Origin of the sequence: Dickeya ananatis, from assembly GCF_019464615.1 — a bacterium.
Taxonomy (GTDB): domain Bacteria; phylum Pseudomonadota; class Gammaproteobacteria; order Enterobacterales; family Enterobacteriaceae; genus Dickeya; species Dickeya oryzae.
Genome location: NZ_CP040816.1, coordinates 1,765,471 through 1,783,977, shown reverse-complemented (window position 1 = coordinate 1,783,977; position 18,507 = coordinate 1,765,471). Strand labels below are relative to the sequence as shown.

Below are 18,507 nucleotides of genomic sequence, written 5' to 3'. Positions count from 1 at the left end.
AGAACACAACACAATTCACACCACTCCATCCATATGACACCTCTTTCACTTCATTCCCTACAGCAAGAGACAACTCAATTGCATGATTTATGTGTGACGACTTCGCACTAGTCTTATTCAAATTTTATTTACCCCTAACACTATTCCTGCGAGGAATCGCCTCACAGCATGCATACCGAATTTTAATTATCTGCCCCTGTGATTTCATCAATACTTGCCAGCAATGCACAATGATTAATTCAAATTATTCTCATATAAATCTAAATTTTCATTCCAGAATAAAATTAAATTCCTTATCCGCCCCTTTCCCCTGATATCTATCTTTAGTTCTTTTAAGAATATCACTAATAACATCAAAGGAAACACCCAATTTTTCTCGGGAAACTGCTGATTGTTTCCAATGTAAAAACACACCGCAAGCCATGCCTGAGCTTAACCAATCCCAGAGAGCGTCGGTATTATTACCATAATACACCCCAAAGTCTAAAGCATTGGCTAATGCACAATGAAAATCAAACTCTGTGTTTATTATTCCGCCATCTATTATAATCTTTTGGCACATATAAATCCTTATCAAATCTACTCCTGCCCTTGATATTATCATTTCATAAAATCCTGTAATGATATAGTGAATTTTTACAACGCATTACGTTTCTCAATAAGCCATCGGACCATAAGATGATGGGAAGCATTTCAAACAGCAAGCCCTTCACGATCTAAGTTCATGGCAACACACTTAGCACCTCTCAGGATATGACTCTCCACAGCTACCTGAGTCGAATCTGCACCACTGTTGCTCGCCACCTTCGCTATTTAACTGTAGATATATAACTCGATCGAACTTTCAGCACCAATCTCTCCTAAAAACCGGTTCGTATCCACTGACCAGTAAATCACTGGTTTTTCTCCATTTTCTACCTCTATCAGAAGAGAGAAAATAAATATAACATTATATTTTTCCTTGATGCCATTTAAAGTGAAAACCTTATCCTTTAATAGGGATAACAATTTCTCTGTTTGCTCACCAACATCATAGGATTCTTCTTTCTCCGTGCATTTTGACCAACTTGTTTCTGTAGTTGGTCTTCTCCTTGTTCCACCAGTAAAACCTTTTAGACAGATTTCCGTTGGTTCAATACGTAAAATTTCTGTTATTTCATGAGGATCAAAAATATCCCCACAGATAGAAAACTCTGCCTTTACAGTTGTTTTATTCATTACTCATTCCACTCGTTAATACCTTCTCTGGTTGAAACAGCTTCGCCTGATCGAATATCGGATTCAGTACCCTGTATCCGCGCCCGCCACCTGCGGCGAACGGCTACTGCACACGGTCGACGTGGCTGTGCATCTTGTCACGACAAAAGCTGATGCTCTCCCCAGTATCAAATCAGCATGTCTGTCGGTAGTATGAATCTTATTGCTTGTTTGATCGATAGTTTTCTGTGTCAGACTTCTTTGGATACAGGGTTTTAATGCGATAATCGACATCATTCAGCTCGGCTGGTGTATTTGGCGGTTGATTAGTTTGCACAGTTCGGGCTTAAGGACTACTGCTGGCCGTAAGAAATCTGACTTCGTACAGACTTGTTGGTTATCGTAAGTGCTAAACGTAGACGAACAGATAAAAAAATCTATTTTTTTACGTACTGAGATTTATCATAAAATTTTAGATTAGATCTTCACCATTCAAAAGCACAATAACGTTCTCTTCCCCTAACTCTCGCCTGAATAAATCTGCTATTCCAGAAGTATTCAAACTGGGGAAAGACTTATCATTGACCGAAACTAAAAAATAGGATTTTGGCTCTTTTAAACCATGTTCCTCAGCAATTAACAACTTGGTTTCTTGGTTGTATTTTTCGATATGGTCATCAATAAACTCAAGTTGTTGGCGATTTAAAATCTCATGCGGTTCAAATATAAGATATGGTCCATCAAAAACATGAGCAGTGCTTATCTTAGTCATATCTAATCTTTCCTTCAACACATCAATATTTATTGATGTATAACATATAATATCAATTGCCATTTACGTACCTTACTTATTTTTTATTGGTTTTAAAGATCTGGCAGTAACCTTCCCAATATTCTTAGCCGCGTTAACCATCACTGTTCTAAAATCTTAACCATCGTTGTGACTGCAGCAGTATTGCCATCCTCGATAGTTCGCTCCTATACCACCTGACATCGTCACCCACGCTACCGCTCAGCACATAAACTAACGCTCTCGTGGAAACCTATCGATATTTCCATGGCGGCCGTATATCACTCACGTGTTTTCAACAGATCGTACTGTACCACGGTCACGGAGTTCGATGAGAGAGTTAACCGCCCCAATCAGGCGGTTAAATTCCAACAGGAATGGCGAAGTCAGGCGTAGCGAGAGAAAGAGAGATCGTCGTACTCAATGGCTGGCGTTTTGCCGGAGATAATATCGGCGAGCAACTGACCGGAGCCGCACCCCATTGTCCACCCCAGTGTGCCGTGGCCGGTGTTCAGATACAGGTTTTGCAAGGGGGAACGCCCCACCAATGGCGTGCCGTCTGGCGTCATCGGTCTCAGCCCAGTCCAGAACGTCGCCTGTTCCACTGGCCCACAGTTGGGGTACAGATCACGCACCACCATTTCCAGCGTAGCCCGGCGTTTCTGGCTCAACGAGAGATCAAACCCAGCTATCTCAGCCATACCGCCGACGCGAATGCGCTGATCAAAACGCGTAATCGCAATCTTATAGGTTTCATCCAGTACGGTGGACACGGGTGCTCCCTCTTCGCTGGAGAGCGGGATCGTCAGCGAATACCCCTTGAGTGGATAGACCGGGATATCGAACCATTTTTCCAGTAAGCCGCGAGAATAGGAGCCACACGCCATCACATAAGCATCTGCGGTAATTTTTTCACCGTTGCAATGCACTGAGCTAACCCGTTGCCCTTCCACGGCGAGATGTTGTATCGGGCTATTGAAACGGAAGGTAACCCCCGCCGCCGCCGCCAGCGTCGCCAACTGCTGAGTAAACAGCTGGCAATCACCGGTTTCGTCATGCGGCAGTCGCAATCCCCCGGTGAGTTTGTGGCGCACGCCCGCCAGCGCCGGTTCGACAGACGCCAGTTGGCTTGCTTCCAGCAATTCATACGGGACACCGGCTTCCTTGAGCACCGCGATATCACGGTAAGCATTTTCATACTGCTGTGGGGTTCTGAACAGTTGTAATGTTCCCCCCTGACGCCCTTCATAGGCAATACCGGTTGCGGCACGCAGCGCTTGCAGGCAATCACGGCTGTACTCGGCCAGCCGGACCATGCGGGCTTTATTAACCCGGTAGTGTGCGCTGTCGCAATTTAACAGCATCTGCCACATCCAACGTAGTTGCGTGGCGGTAAAGTCCGGGCGAATCGCCAACGGGGCATGCTGCTGAAAGAGCCATTTGACGGCCTTAAGCGGAATACCCGGCGCCGCCCAGGGGGCAGAATAACCGGGGGAAATCTGCCCTGCGTTAGCTGCGCTGGTTTCCAGGGCTGGCTCAGCCTGCCGGTCAATAACCGTGACATCATGCCCTGATTGCGCCAGATACCAGGCGGTACTGACGCCGATAACACCACTCCCTAAAATTACCACCTTCATTGTTGCTATTCTCCCTGCTTCCTCCGCCAATCCGGCGAAATATGCTGCGTAACAGTTTAAACACCAAAATAAAAACCTACTTTAACATGCGGGTATTAATTGTCATCTGTTGCAGATATAGCTTTTATTTATTATGAGAGAGTGAACACAACAACGTAGGATAACCCATAGCGGTGTGTCGCTATCAGGCGTAGCGCTGACGGCGCGTTATCCGGCTTTCTCCCTAAAGCTTTCATCCAAGCTACCGATTTCACATCACTTTTCTCAGAATAAGCTACGATTAAGTATGCCGACGCAATGAAGTGGCGGCAGTTATAGTGAGGGGTGCGCTGATGGCTATATCGACTGATGAGCGGGTAACAAGCCCACAACGTCTGAATGACGGACCTGACTGGACATTCGATTTGCTGCAGGTCTATCTGGATGAAATTGACCGGGTAGCCAAACTGTATCGTCTGGATACCTATCCCCACCAAATCGAGGTGATCACGTCTGAGCAAATGATGGACGCCTATTCCAGCATCGGGATGCCCATCAACTATGCCCACTGGTCGTTCGGCAAGAAATTTATCGAAACCGAACAACGCTATAAACACGGCCAGCAAGGGTTGGCCTATGAAATCGTCATCAACTCCAATCCGTGCATCGCGTATCTGATGGAAGAAAATACCATGCCGATGCAGGCATTGGTGATGGCACATGCGTGCTACGGTCATAACTCCTTCTTCAAAGGTAATTACCTGTTTCGCAGTTGGACCGACGCCAGTTCTATCGTCGATTACCTGCTGTTCGCCCGCCAATACATTGCCCAATGTGAAGAGCGCCACGGTGTCGATGAAGTGGAGAAACTGCTCGATTCCTGCCATGCACTGATGAATTACGGGGTGGACCGCTATAAACGACCGCAAAAAATCTCGCTGGAAGAGGAAAAAATGCGCCAGAAAAGTCGTGAAGCCTACTTGCAGAGTCAGGTCAACGAACTTTGGCGCACACTGCCACGTCGTGAACAGGAAGCCTCACCGGAGAAAGCGCGTCGTTTCCCCCATGAGCCGCAAGAGAACCTGCTCTACTTCATGGAGAAAAATGCCCCGCTGCTGGAGCCGTGGCAGCGTGAGATTTTGCGTATCGTGCGCAAGATAAGTCAGTACTTTTATCCGCAAAAACAAACACAGGTGATGAACGAAGGCTGGGCGACCTTCTGGCATTACAGCATCCTCAATCATCTTTATGACGAGGGGAAACTGTCTGACCGTTTTATGTTGGAGTTTCTTCACAGTCACACCAACGTCGTCTACCAACCGCCGTACAACAGCCCGTATTACAGCGGCATCAATCCGTATGCCCTCGGTTTTGCGATGTTCCAGGATATCAAGCGCATTTGTCAGAGCCCGACGGAAGAAGATCGTTATTGGTTCCCGGATATCGCTGGCAAAGACTGGCTGACAACGCTGCATTTCGCGATGCAAAACTTCAAAGACGAAAGCTTTATCAGCCAGTTCCTCTCGCCGAAAGTGATGCGAGATTTTCGGCTGTTTACCGTACTGGATGACGATCGCAACAATTATCTGGAGATTGCCGCGATCCATGATGAAAAAGGCTACCGGAAAATCCGCCAGGAGCTTTCGTCCCAGTACAACCTGAGCAACATCGAGCCCAATATACAGGTCTGGAACGTAGATTTACGCGGCAATCGCTCATTGACGCTGCGCTATGTACCGCAAGACCGTGCACCGCTGGATAAAAGCAGCCATGAAGTGATGAAACATGTTCATCGTCTGTGGGGATTTGACGTCACACTGGAACAGATGAACGAGGATGGCAACATTGAGCTGATCGACCGTTGCCCGCCACGCAATCCAGCCTTATGACCAAGGATGTTTCCATAAAATAACGGGTAGCGTTGAAGCTACCCGTTTTTATTGTCTGATTCTTTAGTGGTGAATGTGACTACCGGCGACCTTCCGCCAGATCACGCGGGATGGCGTTTTGCATGCTATGCCACAATGCCCCGCTCTCTTTACCATACTGACGAATCGCATCAGGCACCTGCTCATACAACCCGTCACGACCCAGCGATTCCAGACGGCGATAAAACGCCAGTGCTGTTTTGCGAGCCTCAGGATTAGAGAAGTAATAACGCCCTACCCGAATGTACAACCCTTTCAACCCGTTGATGATAAGACCATAAATCGGGTTGCCGGAGGCAAAAGCCAGCCCACGGAACACGTTGTAATCCAGCTCGGCATACGCATCTGACGTATCCTGAACAGACTCGGCCAGCTTAAGAATTTCTACCGATTTTGCCGGATGCAGACGGATTGCAGTGCGGATAAAAATCCCGGCGATATTCGTGCGCACCGCCAGCAAGTTATCGATCAACTGAGGAACGCTGTCATGATCGAGTCGAGCCAGCGTTTCCAGGATATTTAATCCGGACGTTTCCCAAAAATTATTGATTTTGGTCGGTTTGCCATGCTGGATAGTAAGCCATCCATCACGGGACAGGCGCTGTAGCACCTCGCGTAACGTCGTACGCGTCACCCCGATCAACTCGGACAACTCCCGCTCAGCGGGCAGAATAGACCCAGGAGGGAAACGATTATTCCATATACTTTCAATAATATATTCTTCCGCGAATCCCGCCGGACTTTGCGCCTTTATAACCATAAGTTTATATTCCGTAGCGATGTTTACCAGTGAAAGTCAACATCATCATACCAAACGAACCCTACATCACATAGCATAGCAGGACCTGAAAATCTCAATTCGACATAAAAACTGTGACTAAAGACAATTCCCCGTAAACAAACGCGAATATCCCCCACGCTTTACGATAATTTTCTCTAAACACCCATCAAATAGTTAAATTAAATTAACGTGAAAAGAGGAAAATTGATGCGCCAAGCGCAATCTGCCACCCTATTTCCTCTACATACATTGCAGGCACCCTGTCAGATAGCGACGTGGTGTCTGCCATTATTCTCATTTTAACCACCTCGCCGTTTCCGCCAGACTCCCATTTTTCGGGGTGGCGTTGTGCACAGTGGTTATTTTTCCCTGGGCATAGCCCTGAATGCTACCTGCCGCGATTCGATGGCTCATCCGCGTCGGCAGACTATTTTCACTGGCATGACCAGTCCAAATCAAGTATGGCATGCCATCCTGAGTAATATTGAAGTTTTGTTATTACGGATTTTTATGACAACGGGAAGCTATTCCAACAAACGGTTATTATCGCCACGCTCATCCTGAGAGATGGCATCCGTGACAACAATAGCACCATCAGTTACATGGCAAGCAAGCACACAGCCACGGCACCATTATTCAATACAGTTATGATTGATCAATAGCGTCATGCTCTGGAATAAATCGTGTATAGTAAGGGGCGGATTTTGTCACGAAACTGGCGATCCCTCACAGAAAGCGTTAAAAACAGCAAGGTATTTGTTGGCACAGCAGAATCTTCGCTCAGGCGCTGATGCACATTCCATGCGGTACAGGGCAACCCCACCACCGCGAGAAACGTCAGTTCACCCGAACCAGAGATTCAATGAGGGCGGTGAGCACGGTTATCACTGCTCATATTATCGTTTTTAGCATGGAATATTTTTTATGTTGCGATTTTTAAACCGTTGCTCCCGCGGCCGGGGTGCCTGGCTTCTGATGGCGTTTACGGCACTGGCTTTTGAACTGGTTGCCCTCTATTTCCAGTACGTAATGATGCTAAAACCTTGCGTACTGTGCATTTATCAGCGAACTGCGCTCTATGGTGTCATGGCCGCCGGGCTGGTGGGAGCTATCGCACCGGGCAGCGTGCTGCGTTATCCAGCTATCGGGTTATGGATTTACAGTGCCTGGGAAGGTCTGGCATTGGCTATCAAACACACCAATATCCAGTTGCACCCTTCGCCGTTCGTTACCTGTGACTTTTTTGTCAGTTTCCCATCCTGGCTGCCGCTGGACAAATGGCTACCGGCTATCTTCACCGCGACGGGCGATTGTGCCGAACGTCAGTGGAACTTCCTGAATCTGGAAATGCCGCAGTGGATGATCGTCATTTTCGCAGCTTACTTGCTGGTGGCCGTGCTGGTACTGATTGCCCAGCCATTCCGCCCCAAACGTCGAGACCTGTTCGGCCGTTAAATATTTCGATAAATCCCCAAACCACGAAGACTCCGGGCCAGATTAATTCTGGCCCGGCTGGTTTTAGACGATACGCTAACGGCTAGTCCTGAACTGTTGTTTCTGACGAACACCCTGTTCGCATCACATTAGTCTCTCCGTCAGGCTGCTCGGTTTTATCTCGCCCACTCCGGTTTGTTGAGGATATGGTCTTGCCAGTCCACCACATCGCTTTCACGCACCGCGATATAACGCACCGAGATCCGCTGCTGGTGCATCGCTGATTTGGAACCCGCCAGCAACGGATGCCAGGGTTGTAACCCTTTGCCTTCATGGATCAAACGATAAGCGCAGGTTTCCGGTAACCAGTCAAATGACAACAAATTCTCTCGCGTCAGCTTGATGCAATCCGGCTCATACTCGAATCGACGTGCGTAATTACGGCACTGGCAGCTTTTAATGTTCAGTTGGTTACACGCGACATTGGTGAAATAAAGCTCTTCCGTATCCTCATCGATCAGCTTATGCAGGCAGCAGCGACCGCAACCATCACAGAGTGTCTCCCACTCGTCGTTCGACATTTGTTCCAATGTTTTGGTTTCCCAAAAGGGTTGTTGAGTCATGACTGCAATTCCGATGATAAACAGGAGGTCTGTGGCGTATTGTAAAGGCGGATGATGAGGGATACCACCCGCAGCGACACCGCGGGTGGTGTTAAATCAAATGACGTGGGTAGTCAACGTGCGATCGTTAAGCGTAATGGTCAACGCATCGCCTACCTGTAACGGCCCCACACCCTGAGGGGTTCCGGTCAGGATAATGTCTCCGGCGCGCAAGGTGAAAAAGCGGCTCATATAAGCTATCAGCGGCAGGATTGGTGTAATCATATCGCTGGTGTTGCCTTGCTGGCGTACCTCACCATTGATGTTGATGCCCAAATCCGCCTGCTGCGGGTCGCCAAATTCAGCCACAGGAATGAAGCCCGATACCGGACAGGAACCATCAAATCCCTTCGCTTTTTCCCATGGCTGCCCGGCTTTTTTGAAACCGGCTTGTAGATCACGCAGCGTCAGGTCCAATGCCACACCATAGCCTGCGATGGCTCTGGCGACACGTTCTTCGTTTGCCTGTTTGAGCGGCGTGCCGATCAATACAGCCAGTTCAACCTCATGATGTACCGATCCCAATTCTTTCGGAATAACCACTGGCTGGCGCAAATCGCACAGCGCGGTCTCAGGCTTGATAAACAGAACCGGTTCCGCCGGTTTGGCGCTACCCATTTCACGGATATGCTCGGAATAGTTACTACCGACACACACCACTTTGTTGACAGGAAAATCCAGTAATGCGCCCTGCCAGTCTCTGTGTTGATACATGAACCCTCTCCTGACTTTTCTGTTAGTGGATGCGCCAGCCCACCACCGTGAGCGGGACATAGCCTGCCCATCATACCGGCATCACCATCCAAAAAGTAAGCACAATTGATGAACAATAGTGTCTGAAATGTATCAGAAATCTTGCGCTACCTTTAGCTCGCACCACCAATACACCAGGCAAAGAAAGGAATCCTGAGGGGCGCTAGAAAATAGATTTATTTATAATACACCTGTATATAAATCAGTATCCGAGAAATAGCATCAGTAAAATTAACGCATTCACCTGGTTTATTTCTGACACCCCTGTATTAAAAAACAGCGGCTAATTCCTCCAACGGTCCTGACCATTATATGAAAAATAATTTGGACATTATTTTTTCGCGCTTGCCTGCAACTCATCCAATAGATTTTCCGGCGGCGGGGGCAGTTGCAGATAAAAGCCGTGTTCCTTAATCATCTGTTTTACCTTCTCTATATCTGCTGAGGCCAGTTTCTTACTGCCATCAAGCGGTAATAACATCACCAGATGTGGCAGGCCAAAACTTTTCATCAACTCTGCCGGAACTCGGGAAAAATCGTCTTTTTTTTCGACGTAGAGATATGTTTGCTCGCGTTTAGAACTTCTATAGATCACACAATACATGTTTTTTACTCTGAACCAGGAAAATGGTGTCTTGCCTGTATTTTCGTGTGACTATAACATGCTTGGAGCGCTCTGGAATATCATGCCTTAAATGTTACTCTGGGGATTTAAAGATGCTGAAACTGAGTCAGGACAGATGTCACAAACGCCAATTGAGTTGAAAGGCAGCAACTTTACCTTATCTGTTGTTCATCTGCATGATGCACAGCCCGACATTATTCACCAGGCCTTGCAGGAAAAGATTGAACAGGCACCGGCGTTTCTCAAAAACGCGCCGGTTGTTGTCAATGTATCGACACTGCCCGTTGATGCAGACTGGAGTAAGCTTCAGCAGGCGATTACCGACGCCGGTTTGAAAGTCGTCGGGGTAAGTGGATGCGATGATGAGCAACTCAGGCACGTCATCGCCAGAGCGGGACTCCCGCTATTACGTGAAGGTAAATTACGTGAAGGCAAGGAACGCTGGACGACTCAACCTCCGGCACCGGTTGCTACACCCGTTAAAACCCGGGTGATCAACACGCCCGTCCGTTCCGGACAGCAAATTTATGCTCGCGACTGTGATCTTATCGTCACCAGCCATGTCAGTGCCGGTGCGGAGGTCATTGCCGACGGCAATATCCATATTTACGGCATGATGCGCGGCCGTGCGCTGGCAGGTGTTTCTGGCGATGTCAGCAGCCAGATCTTCTGTACCCAGTTGGCCGCTGAACTGGTGTCTATCGCCGGGCGTTACTGGCTTAGCGATCAGATACCGGAAAGTTATTTCGGGAAGGCGGCGCGCCTGAAACTCAATCCGCCTGACCATGTTTTGACTATACAACCTCTAGACTAGGCCCTTGAAAGGAATTATTTATGGCACGCATCATTGTTGTTACTTCAGGTAAAGGGGGCGTTGGCAAGACCACTTCAAGCGCGGCCATTGCTACCGGTTTAGCCCAAAAAGGTAAGAAGACAGTTGTCATCGACTTTGACATCGGTCTGCGTAACCTCGACCTGATCATGGGATGTGAGCGCCGGGTCGTGTATGACTTTGTGAACGTCATCCAGAACGACGCGACCCTGAATCAGGCGTTGATCAAAGATAAGCGTACCGAAAACCTGTACATATTACCGGCTTCACAAACCCGGGATAAAGATGCACTGACCCGCGAAGGCGTGGATAAGGTTCTCAACGATCTGGCTGACATGGAGTTCGATTTTATTATCTGTGACTCCCCGGCAGGCATTGAAACCGGCGCCTTGATGGCGTTGTATTTCGCCGATGAGGCCATCATTACTACCAACCCGGAAGTTTCGTCAGTGCGTGACTCCGACCGCATCCTGGGGATTTTGTCGTCCAAATCGCGCCGTGCGGAACAAGGGCAGGACCCTATCAAGGAACACCTGCTGCTCACCCGTTACAACCCAGGTCGTGTCAGCCGTGGCGATATGTTGAGCATGGAAGATGTTCTGGAAATTCTGCGTATTCCGTTGATAGGCGTCATCCCGGAAGACCAGTCCGTATTGCGAGCGTCCAACCAGGGTGAGCCTGTTATTCTGGATAAAGAAGCCGATGCTGGCAAAGCCTATGCGGATACCGTGGATCGCCTGCTGGGCGAAGATAGACCGTATCGGTTTATTGAGGAAGAGAAGAAAAGCTTCCTGAAACGACTCTTTGGGGGATAAATCATGGCGTTACTCGATTTCTTTTTGTCCCGCAAAAAAACGACAGCCAATATCGCCAAGGAACGGCTACAGATTATTGTCGCGGAGCGACGCCGTGGGGACAGTGAGCCGCATTATCTGCCGCAGCTCAAACGTGACATTCTGGAAGTCATCTGTAAGTACGTGCAGATAGACCCGGAAATGGTGACGGTACAGTTAGAACAGAAAGGCGACGATATTTCCGTACTGGAACTGAACGTTACGCTGCCGGAAGCCGACGAACCCGCAGCACCCACGCCGACTGTCGACAAATAATCACCGTTTCCCTGCTCCAACACAACAGGTAACCGTTTCCACCACCGCCCCTGCAAATCAGGGGCGGTAGTTTTCGTCATGATGATTTATCGTGCTTAATAATGAGCCAGAATGGCTTGCAACCCATCCCCAAACAGACGAGCGCGCCAGCCAGTGACCATTTCCGGCGAATTATCCAGCGATACCAGTTTCCAGTGCCAATTCAGCAAACGGTTAATCTGCCGCCGGGATGCCAGCAATTCTGCTGATAAACCGCTTTGTTCAGCGCACTGCTGAACCAGCGCCTTGATATCACGGAAGGCTTTCTTGTAGCCGGGGTAATCGATCAGGTTAACCACGGCAGGCGGATAATCCGCCTCGCTCAGCGGCGCGGTTTCCGCCACTAGCGACAACAGCGTCTTACCATGATAACGAATCTCCGGCCCGCTCAGGCCTAACGAGTCCAGCTCGCCGAGCGAACCGGGAAGGCAACGAGCGATCTGCCACAGATTCTCCTCACGGACAATAAAATTAACCGCGCTATCACGCTCCCGTGCTTTACGCAGACGCCACGCCGCCAATTTTTGCAGACAAGCCAGATGACGCCCTCTCAGTTGCCAGGCATTACCGATTTCCCGATACGCCATCTCTGGTGCCAGCACATCCTGACGACGCTGGCATAACAACAAACACTCATCCAGCGCCGCCTCCAGCCAGCCAGCCGCCCGTGTCTCTTCTACCAGCACTCTGGCTACCGGTAGCAGATAAAACACGTCGGCGGCCGCATACTGGCACTGTCTCTCACTCAATGGACGCGCCAGCCAGTCGGTGCGGGACTCGCTTTTATCCAGCACAACCTGGCGGTAATCCGCCACCAGTGCCGCAAACCCATAAGACAATGGCTTACCCAAAAATGCCGCCAGAATCTGGGTATCGATAAAGGGCGATGGCAGGCAGCCGAACGCATTTAAAAACACTTCTAAATCTTCACTACCGGCATGCAGGAACTTGGTCACCTGCGGGTTCTGCAACAGCGCCCGAAACGGCTCCCAGTTGCTGATTGCCAGCGGGTCTATCAACGACAGATTCTCGCCGTCATATAACTGGATCAGCCCCAGTTGCGGATAGTAAGTACGGGTACGGACAAACTCGGTATCCAGCGCGACTTCGGACACCGCGCACGCCAACGCGCACACCGCTGATAATCCTTCATCGGTCGTAATCAACTGATAATTCAAAACGGTATTCTCTTGGTTGTACCCCGGTGCGAACAGCCGCGCTCAGGGCATAAAACACATTCATGACGAACCACCAACACGACGCGGTTCTACCGGTCCGTCAGGGCAGGCAAGGGCCTGGCGAAAGGTGATGTTGTCCTGTGGTATACTCAGCAGGCAGGCTCTCACCATACCCGTCATGACCGTCACAGGCAACCATCAGGCAGCTGACTGCTCATTACGCAGCTCACGCCGGAGGATTTTCCCCACGTTGGATTTAGGTAACTCACTTCGGAACTCAAACAATCGTGGCACTTTATACCCCGTGAGGTTACGGCGACAATGGCTAATGAGTTCCTCTACCGTCAATGAGGGGTCGCGACACACCACGAAGACTTTCACCGCTTCCCCGGACGTTTCACTGGTCACGCCGACGGCGGCGGCTTCAGAGACCTTAGGATGGCGAACCACCACTTCCTCTATCTCGTTAGGATAAACATTAAAGCCAGATACCAAAATCATATCTTTTTTACGATCAACGATTTTCAGAAAACCCTGCTCGTTTGACGTGACAATGTCACCGGTTGCCAGCCAGCCCTCTTTGAGCACCTCTTGCGTCGCGGCCGGTTGCTGCCAGTAACCCGACATCACCTGTGGGCCGCGCACCCATAACTCCCCGGGTTCGCCGGGTGCCACATCCAGCCCATCATCATTGATGATTCGCACATCGGTGGACGGCACCGGCAAACCGATGCTGCCGCTATAGTGCTGCAAATCGTAAGGATTGCCCGCCACCAGCGGTGCACTTTCCGTCAACCCATAACCTTCCAGCAGGTGAATACCGGTCAGTTTTTCCCAACGTTCAGCCACCACCTGTTGTACCGATGCGCCACCGCCCACCGACAAGTGCAACGAGGAGAAATCCAGCCGACTAAACGCTTCATTGTTCAGCAACGCGTTAAACAGCGTATTCACTCCGGTAATGGCAGTAAACGGATAATGCGACAGTTCTTTAATCATGCCGGGGATATCGCGCGGATTGGTGATCAGCAGGTTTTTGCCGCCCAACTCGACAAACAACAGGCAATTCACTGTTAACGCGAAGATGTGATAGAGCGGCAGCGCCGTTACCACCAGTTCGCGTCCTTCATGGAGTACCGGACCATACGCCGCTTTAGCCTGCATCAGGTTAGCCTGCATATTTCGGTGAGTCAGCATGGCACCTTTGGCAACGCCGGTGGTGCCACCGGTGTATTGCAGAAAAGCCAGATCCTGGTTATTAACCTCCGGGCGCACATAGGGCATCCGTTTACCCTGCTGCAAGACACGGCGAAACGAAATAGCATCCGGCAGGTGGTACTTCGGTACCAGTCGCTTGATGTACTTAACCACAAAGTTAACCAGCGTACCTTTCGCCGGTGCAAGTTGATCGCCCATACGGGTCAGAATCACATGCTTCACCGGGGTGTTATACACCACCTTCTCCAGCGTATGGGCGAAATTGGAAACGATAACAATCGCTGAGGCACCACAATCTTTTAGCTGGTGCTCCAGTTCACGCGGCGTATACAGAGGATTGACGTTGACTACCACCAGCCCGGCGCGCAACACACCAAACAGCGCGATCGGATACTGCAGCAAATTAGGCATCATCAGCGCGACGCGCTCACCTTTTTTCAACTTCAATTGATGCTGCAGATAAGCGGCGAACGCCCGACTACGCTCCTCCAGCCGACGAAACGTCATGACCTCGCCCATATTGATAAAGGCGGGCTGGTCGGCATAACGCGCTACCGCTTGTTCAAACAATTCGATCAGCGAAGCATAACGATCCGGGTCAATTTCTGCGGGGACATCCACCGGATAACGCGCTAACCAGATTTTTTCCAAAACGTCACTCCCGAGATATTTTTTAAGTGGCATAATCAATCCCAACCCGAGTGATCTGTAACAACATTTTAACTCATATTAACAACTGTGAAGTTCACAATGCTCAGGTTGAGAAGACGATCACTTAATTTCAACGTATTGCTATTACTGCAAATACTGCAAAAACCATAACGACAAAAAAATGAGGCGACCCTCGCCGCCTCTTTTTACTATCAGGTCATCTGACTATCAGGTCAGTGCCTGACGGATGATGAGTATTACTCCGTTACCACCGTCTCCACCTGCACCGGTGCGTAGCCATCATTCCAGCCCGGCCCCCAGCCTGGACCCCAGACGTGACGATAGCGACGGTCCCACCAGGGATCATAAGCCCGTGGCGGCAACACCATCTGCTGCACCACTCGCCAACGTTTGTAGCCTTCTACCTTCACAACCACAAACGTGTATGGCCGTTCACCAATTTTACCCTGCTCGCTACCGGTAATAGGTCCGACGACCGTGATGAGTTGATTTTTAAACTCCACCGGTTCCAGAAAACCGTTCACGTAGGCCACTAGTCGCCCTTCCGACGGCTCATCAAGCCGTGGTCGACCTGCGTTATCCAGCGGTAACGTCACGATTTCCAGCCGGGTGCGGTTGGCTTCATTGCGAATATCCGCAATCCGGCCGCCAAAGCGTGACTCCTGCCCGACATACAGATTGGGTGCATTCATCACCCGAATCAGATCCATCTGCGGTGTTGCCGACGTGCCACGGATTTCATCCGGCACCGTGACACAACCGGATAACACACTCAGGCTTAGCAACAACAGCGCACACCACCCACCCCGAGTCCACCCTGACCGTCTGCGTTCAAACGCTTGATTGGCGAAACATTCGATTGTCATCACATACACCTGCCTGCTGCCGTTAAGTTATGACAGATACCTGAATTAGACTGTAGCTGATGCGATAAGTTGCTGTTATTCGCGGCCGGGTAATTTTTTCCATGCCACGTTGTTGCGCAGATAACGGGGCTCAGCCTGTTCGACGCTCACCGCCCCACCTGACGACCATAACTGACAGGCCATCGGCAACATGTCTTGTGCCTGAGGCAACTGCACATCGGTATGATTCAGGGTGACCGCCGGGTCACCCAGTAAATCCGGGTAAGTTTGCCAGCCGGTTCCGGCCGTGGCCCAGTCGCCACTCAGCGATGCCGTCAGCGCCTGTACCTGAACCGGTGCCAGCACGGCCTCACTCGCTTCACCCTGCCAGTGACCTTGTGGGTCACGCTCATAACTCGCCCAGTAGACTTCCCCCATACGGGCGTCAATCGCGGCCAATACCCGGTTCGCGCCGGTCAGGCGGTACGCGCCTTGCGCCAGCGTCGCCAGCGTCGACACGCCAAGCATCGGCAAACCGGCACCCAGCGCTAACCCTTGCGCAATGCCGATACCAATACGCACACCGGTGAAACTACCCGGCCCCCGAGCGAACGCCAGCGCGTCCAGTTGATTGAGCGTAATACCCTGCTCGGCCAGCAGTTGCTGAACCATCGGCAAGACTCGCTGGGTATGTTCACGAGGGCAAACCTCAAACAGGGAATGGATTTCACCATCATTCCAGAGTGCAACAGAACAGGCTTCCGTTGCGGTATCAAGCGCTAAAATTCGCGTAGACATGCCAACCTCAGGCAGGGAGAGAATATTTCAACGGCGCGCATCATAACAGCCAGCGCCGGTAAGCGTCACGGTTTGCGCGTCAGAAAATCGATAGCCTGACGCAAATCGCGCGTTCTTGGCGCGGGCGGCAGGCTGGTCAAAAACACCTCACCATAGGGTCGTGTCACTAATCGATTATCGCAAATCACCAACACACCGCGATCTTCCACATCGCGAATCAGCCGACCAACCCCTTGCTTTAGCGTAATGACCGCATCAGGCAGTTGTACCTCATCAAACGGATCACCACCGCGCACCCGGCAATCCTCCATACGCGCTTTCAGCAGCGGGTCATCCGGTGAGGTAAACGGTAGCTTGTCGATAATCACACACGACAACGCATCCCCTCGCACATCGACGCCTTCCCAAAAACTGCCGGTCGCTACCAGCAGCGCATTGCCCGCCGCCAGAAACTGCGCCAGTAATTGCGGCTTACTGGTTTCCCCCTGGATCAGCACCGGTAACGTTAATGAGGCACGAAACTCCGTAGCCAGATCACGCATCATCTGGTGTGAGGTACACAACATGAAGCAACGGCCCTGATTGGCTTCGATGAGTGGGCGTAACAGCCGCGCCAGTTGTCTGGCAGCGCCAGGGCGATTGATCTCCGGCAGGTTACGCGGTACGCACAGTAATGCCTGGGTCGCATAGTCAAACGGGCTTGGCAGCAGTAATGTGCGAGCCTGATCCAGCCCCAACCGCTCGATAAAATGCGTGAGCTGCTCGTTAACTGACAGCGTAGCTGAGGTAAACACCCAACAGGCCGGTTTCTCTTTCATCACATCGCGAAAGCGGTCTGCGACCGACAGTGGCGTCAGCGCCAGCACAAAATGACGCGAGGTGCATTCGTACCAGTAGCTGTAGCCAGGTTGCTGCACATCACGCAGCCGCTTTAACCGAGCCCGATAAACGGTCGCACGCTCAAAGGCAGCGTCCAGCAACGCAGAACGGCCCAGCGATAACTTCGCCACATCACAGCACAGCTCCAGCGCATCATCCAGCAACGTCAACGACCGCTGCAACACATTATCCGTGACAATGTCACGTAAATTACCACGAAATCCCGGGTCACCCAGCGCCAGCCGGAAATCCTGGGTGCTCTGGCTCAACCGATCGGCGCTTTTCTGCAACTGACTGGCGTCGCGCACTTCAGTGCGGTAAGCAATCACGATATCTTTGGCGAGATCCAGCAACTGACGACTGGTGAGCTGCTGACCAAAGTACTGGCTGGCAATATCGGGAATCTGGTGGGCTTCGTCGAATATTACGACGTCGCTATCGGGGATCAATTCAGCAAACCCGCTCTCTTTGACCACCATATCCGCTAAATAAAGATGATGGTTCACCACGACCACATCGGCATCCATCGCCCGTCGACGGGCCTTCACCACAAAACAGTCTTTGTAATGTGGGCAATCGCTGCCAAGACAGTTATCGTTGGTGCTGGTCACCAGCGGCCATACCGCGCTGTCTTCGGCGACATCGCCGCACTGGCTGATGTCGCCGTCTTCCGTTTCGCTGCTCCAACTGCGCAACCGTACCAGCACACGCAGTACTTCATGACCGAGATCGCCGCCCGCCAGCGATTGCTGCTCTAAGCGTTCGATGCACAAATAATTGGCACGGCCTTTTAGTAGCGCCAGCTTACCCTGAAACTGTAATGCATCGGCGACTTTCGGTAGATCACGGCTATACAGTTGATCCTGCAACGCGCGCGAGCCGGTAGACACAATCACTTTTTTGCCAGAACGCAGAGCCGGTGCCAGATACGCATAGGTTTTGCCCGTACCGGTACCCGCTTCCACCACCAGCGGTTGTCTGGCATCAATAGCTTCCAGCACAGCCGCCGCCATCTGCCGTTGTGGTTCACGCGGCTGGAAGCCCTGAATCGCCCTCGCCAGTACGCCATCCGTTGCAAAATCGTCGATTGTGTTCTCTGCTGTCACGCGGTCTCTCTTGTCTGACAATGCTGTCACCTGAATGCGGCCGAA

General features: G+C 50.8%; 19 protein-coding genes. 6 read left to right on the top strand and 13 right to left on the bottom strand.

Translation table 11 applies throughout. The features are described 5' to 3' along the window. Positions 1-268: 268 nt before the first annotated feature. The 4 genes from FGI04_RS07805 to FGI04_RS07790 form a co-directional block, all read right to left on the bottom strand. Positions 269-562 (bottom strand): barstar family protein, encoded by a 294-nt coding sequence (locus FGI04_RS07805; RefSeq protein ID WP_407336539.1) that lies wholly within the window; start codon positions 560-562, stop codon positions 269-271. A 251-nt stretch (positions 563-813) separates the two neighbouring features. After that, positions 814-1,218, bottom strand: a complete 405-nt coding sequence (locus tag FGI04_RS07800) for a DUF4279 domain-containing protein (protein ID WP_407336538.1) — start codon at positions 1,216-1,218, stop codon at positions 814-816. Positions 1,219-1,669: 451 nt separating this feature from the next. Continuing rightward, on the bottom strand, positions 1,670-2,032 hold the full coding sequence (locus FGI04_RS07795; protein WP_407336537.1) for a CDI system immunity component: 363 nt from the start codon (positions 2,030-2,032) through the stop codon (positions 1,670-1,672). Positions 2,033-2,373: 341 nt separating this feature from the next. Beyond that, the gene (locus FGI04_RS07790) at positions 2,374-3,624 is read right to left on the bottom strand and encodes a D-amino acid dehydrogenase (RefSeq protein WP_016941423.1); all 1,251 of its coding nucleotides are present in this window, start codon (positions 3,622-3,624) and stop codon (positions 2,374-2,376) included. A gap of 332 nt (positions 3,625-3,956) precedes the next feature. On the opposite strand from FGI04_RS07790, the gene FGI04_RS07785 reads away from it, so the two are divergent. Then, a complete protein-coding gene (locus tag FGI04_RS07785; RefSeq protein WP_407336536.1) occupies positions 3,957-5,492 on the top strand; it encodes a SpoVR family protein in 1,536 nt (511 codons plus the stop codon). A 79-nt stretch (positions 5,493-5,571) separates the two neighbouring features. Here the strand turns inward: FGI04_RS07785 and fadR are convergent, their stop codons facing one another. Continuing rightward, on the bottom strand, positions 5,572-6,291 hold the full coding sequence (fadR, locus tag FGI04_RS07780; RefSeq protein ID WP_038907874.1) for a fatty acid metabolism transcriptional regulator FadR: 720 nt from the start codon (positions 6,289-6,291) through the stop codon (positions 5,572-5,574). A gap of 369 nt (positions 6,292-6,660) precedes the next feature. Between fadR and FGI04_RS07775 the strand changes: the two genes are divergently transcribed. After that, positions 6,661-6,876 (top strand): hypothetical protein, encoded by a 216-nt coding sequence (locus tag FGI04_RS07775; RefSeq protein WP_407273433.1) that lies wholly within the window; start codon positions 6,661-6,663, stop codon positions 6,874-6,876. A 360-nt stretch (positions 6,877-7,236) separates the two neighbouring features. After that, positions 7,237-7,767, top strand: a complete 531-nt coding sequence (dsbB, locus tag FGI04_RS07770) for a disulfide bond formation protein DsbB (RefSeq protein ID WP_038907873.1) — start codon at positions 7,237-7,239, stop codon at positions 7,765-7,767. A gap of 155 nt (positions 7,768-7,922) precedes the next feature. Here the strand turns inward: dsbB and FGI04_RS07765 are convergent, their stop codons facing one another. The 3 genes from FGI04_RS07765 to FGI04_RS07755 form a co-directional block, all read right to left on the bottom strand. Further along, on the bottom strand, positions 7,923-8,369 hold the full coding sequence (locus FGI04_RS07765; protein WP_407336535.1) for a YcgN family cysteine cluster protein: 447 nt from the start codon (positions 8,367-8,369) through the stop codon (positions 7,923-7,925). Between the two features lie 96 nt (positions 8,370-8,465). After that, entirely contained in the window at positions 8,466-9,122 is a 657-nt protein-coding gene (locus FGI04_RS07760) for a fumarylacetoacetate hydrolase family protein (protein WP_342700900.1), read from the bottom strand. Between the two features lie 370 nt (positions 9,123-9,492). Then, positions 9,493-9,765, bottom strand: a complete 273-nt coding sequence (locus FGI04_RS07755; RefSeq protein ID WP_342700901.1) for a YcgL domain-containing protein — start codon at positions 9,763-9,765, stop codon at positions 9,493-9,495. Positions 9,766-9,901: 136 nt separating this feature from the next. Between FGI04_RS07755 and minC the strand changes: the two genes are divergently transcribed. The 3 genes from minC to minE are packed head-to-tail and all read left to right on the top strand — an operon-like array spanning position 9,902 to position 11,727. Beyond that, on the top strand, positions 9,902-10,600 hold the full coding sequence (gene minC, locus FGI04_RS07750) for a septum site-determining protein MinC (RefSeq protein ID WP_342700902.1): 699 nt from the start codon (positions 9,902-9,904) through the stop codon (positions 10,598-10,600). A gap of 20 nt (positions 10,601-10,620) precedes the next feature. Further along, positions 10,621-11,433 (top strand): septum site-determining protein MinD, encoded by an 813-nt coding sequence (minD, locus tag FGI04_RS07745; protein WP_342700903.1) that lies wholly within the window; start codon positions 10,621-10,623, stop codon positions 11,431-11,433. Between the two features lie 3 nt (positions 11,434-11,436). Then, positions 11,437-11,727 carry a cell division topological specificity factor MinE gene (gene minE, locus FGI04_RS07740; RefSeq protein WP_016941431.1) on the top strand — a complete coding sequence of 97 codons (291 nt, stop codon included), beginning with the start codon at positions 11,437-11,439 and terminating at the stop codon, positions 11,725-11,727. 95 nt (positions 11,728-11,822) lie between these two features. Here minE and rnd read toward each other — a convergent pair whose 3' ends face one another. The 5 genes from rnd to yoaA all read right to left on the bottom strand — a co-directional run bounded on the left by rnd (position 11,823) and on the right by yoaA (position 18,462). Further along, positions 11,823-12,944, bottom strand: a complete 1,122-nt coding sequence (rnd, locus tag FGI04_RS07735) for a ribonuclease D (RefSeq protein WP_342700904.1) — start codon at positions 12,942-12,944, stop codon at positions 11,823-11,825. A 198-nt stretch (positions 12,945-13,142) separates the two neighbouring features. After that, complete coding sequence (fadD, locus tag FGI04_RS07730; protein ID WP_342700905.1) at positions 13,143-14,813, bottom strand: long-chain-fatty-acid--CoA ligase FadD; 1,671 nt, start codon at positions 14,811-14,813, stop codon at positions 13,143-13,145. Between the two features lie 257 nt (positions 14,814-15,070). Next, positions 15,071-15,700: a Slp family lipoprotein gene (locus tag FGI04_RS07725; RefSeq protein WP_168365743.1), complete on the bottom strand. Its 630-nt coding sequence runs from the start codon at positions 15,698-15,700 to the stop codon at positions 15,071-15,073. Positions 15,701-15,775: 75 nt separating this feature from the next. Continuing rightward, positions 15,776-16,477, bottom strand: coding sequence for a tRNA (adenosine(37)-N6)-threonylcarbamoyltransferase complex dimerization subunit type 1 TsaB (tsaB, locus tag FGI04_RS07720; protein WP_342700907.1), 702 nt, complete (start codon positions 16,475-16,477; stop codon positions 15,776-15,778). Positions 16,478-16,542: 65 nt separating this feature from the next. Then, the gene (gene yoaA / locus FGI04_RS07715; protein ID WP_342700908.1) at positions 16,543-18,462 is read right to left on the bottom strand and encodes a DNA repair helicase YoaA; all 1,920 of its coding nucleotides are present in this window, start codon (positions 18,460-18,462) and stop codon (positions 16,543-16,545) included. Between the last annotated feature and the right edge of the window lie 45 nt (positions 18,463-18,507).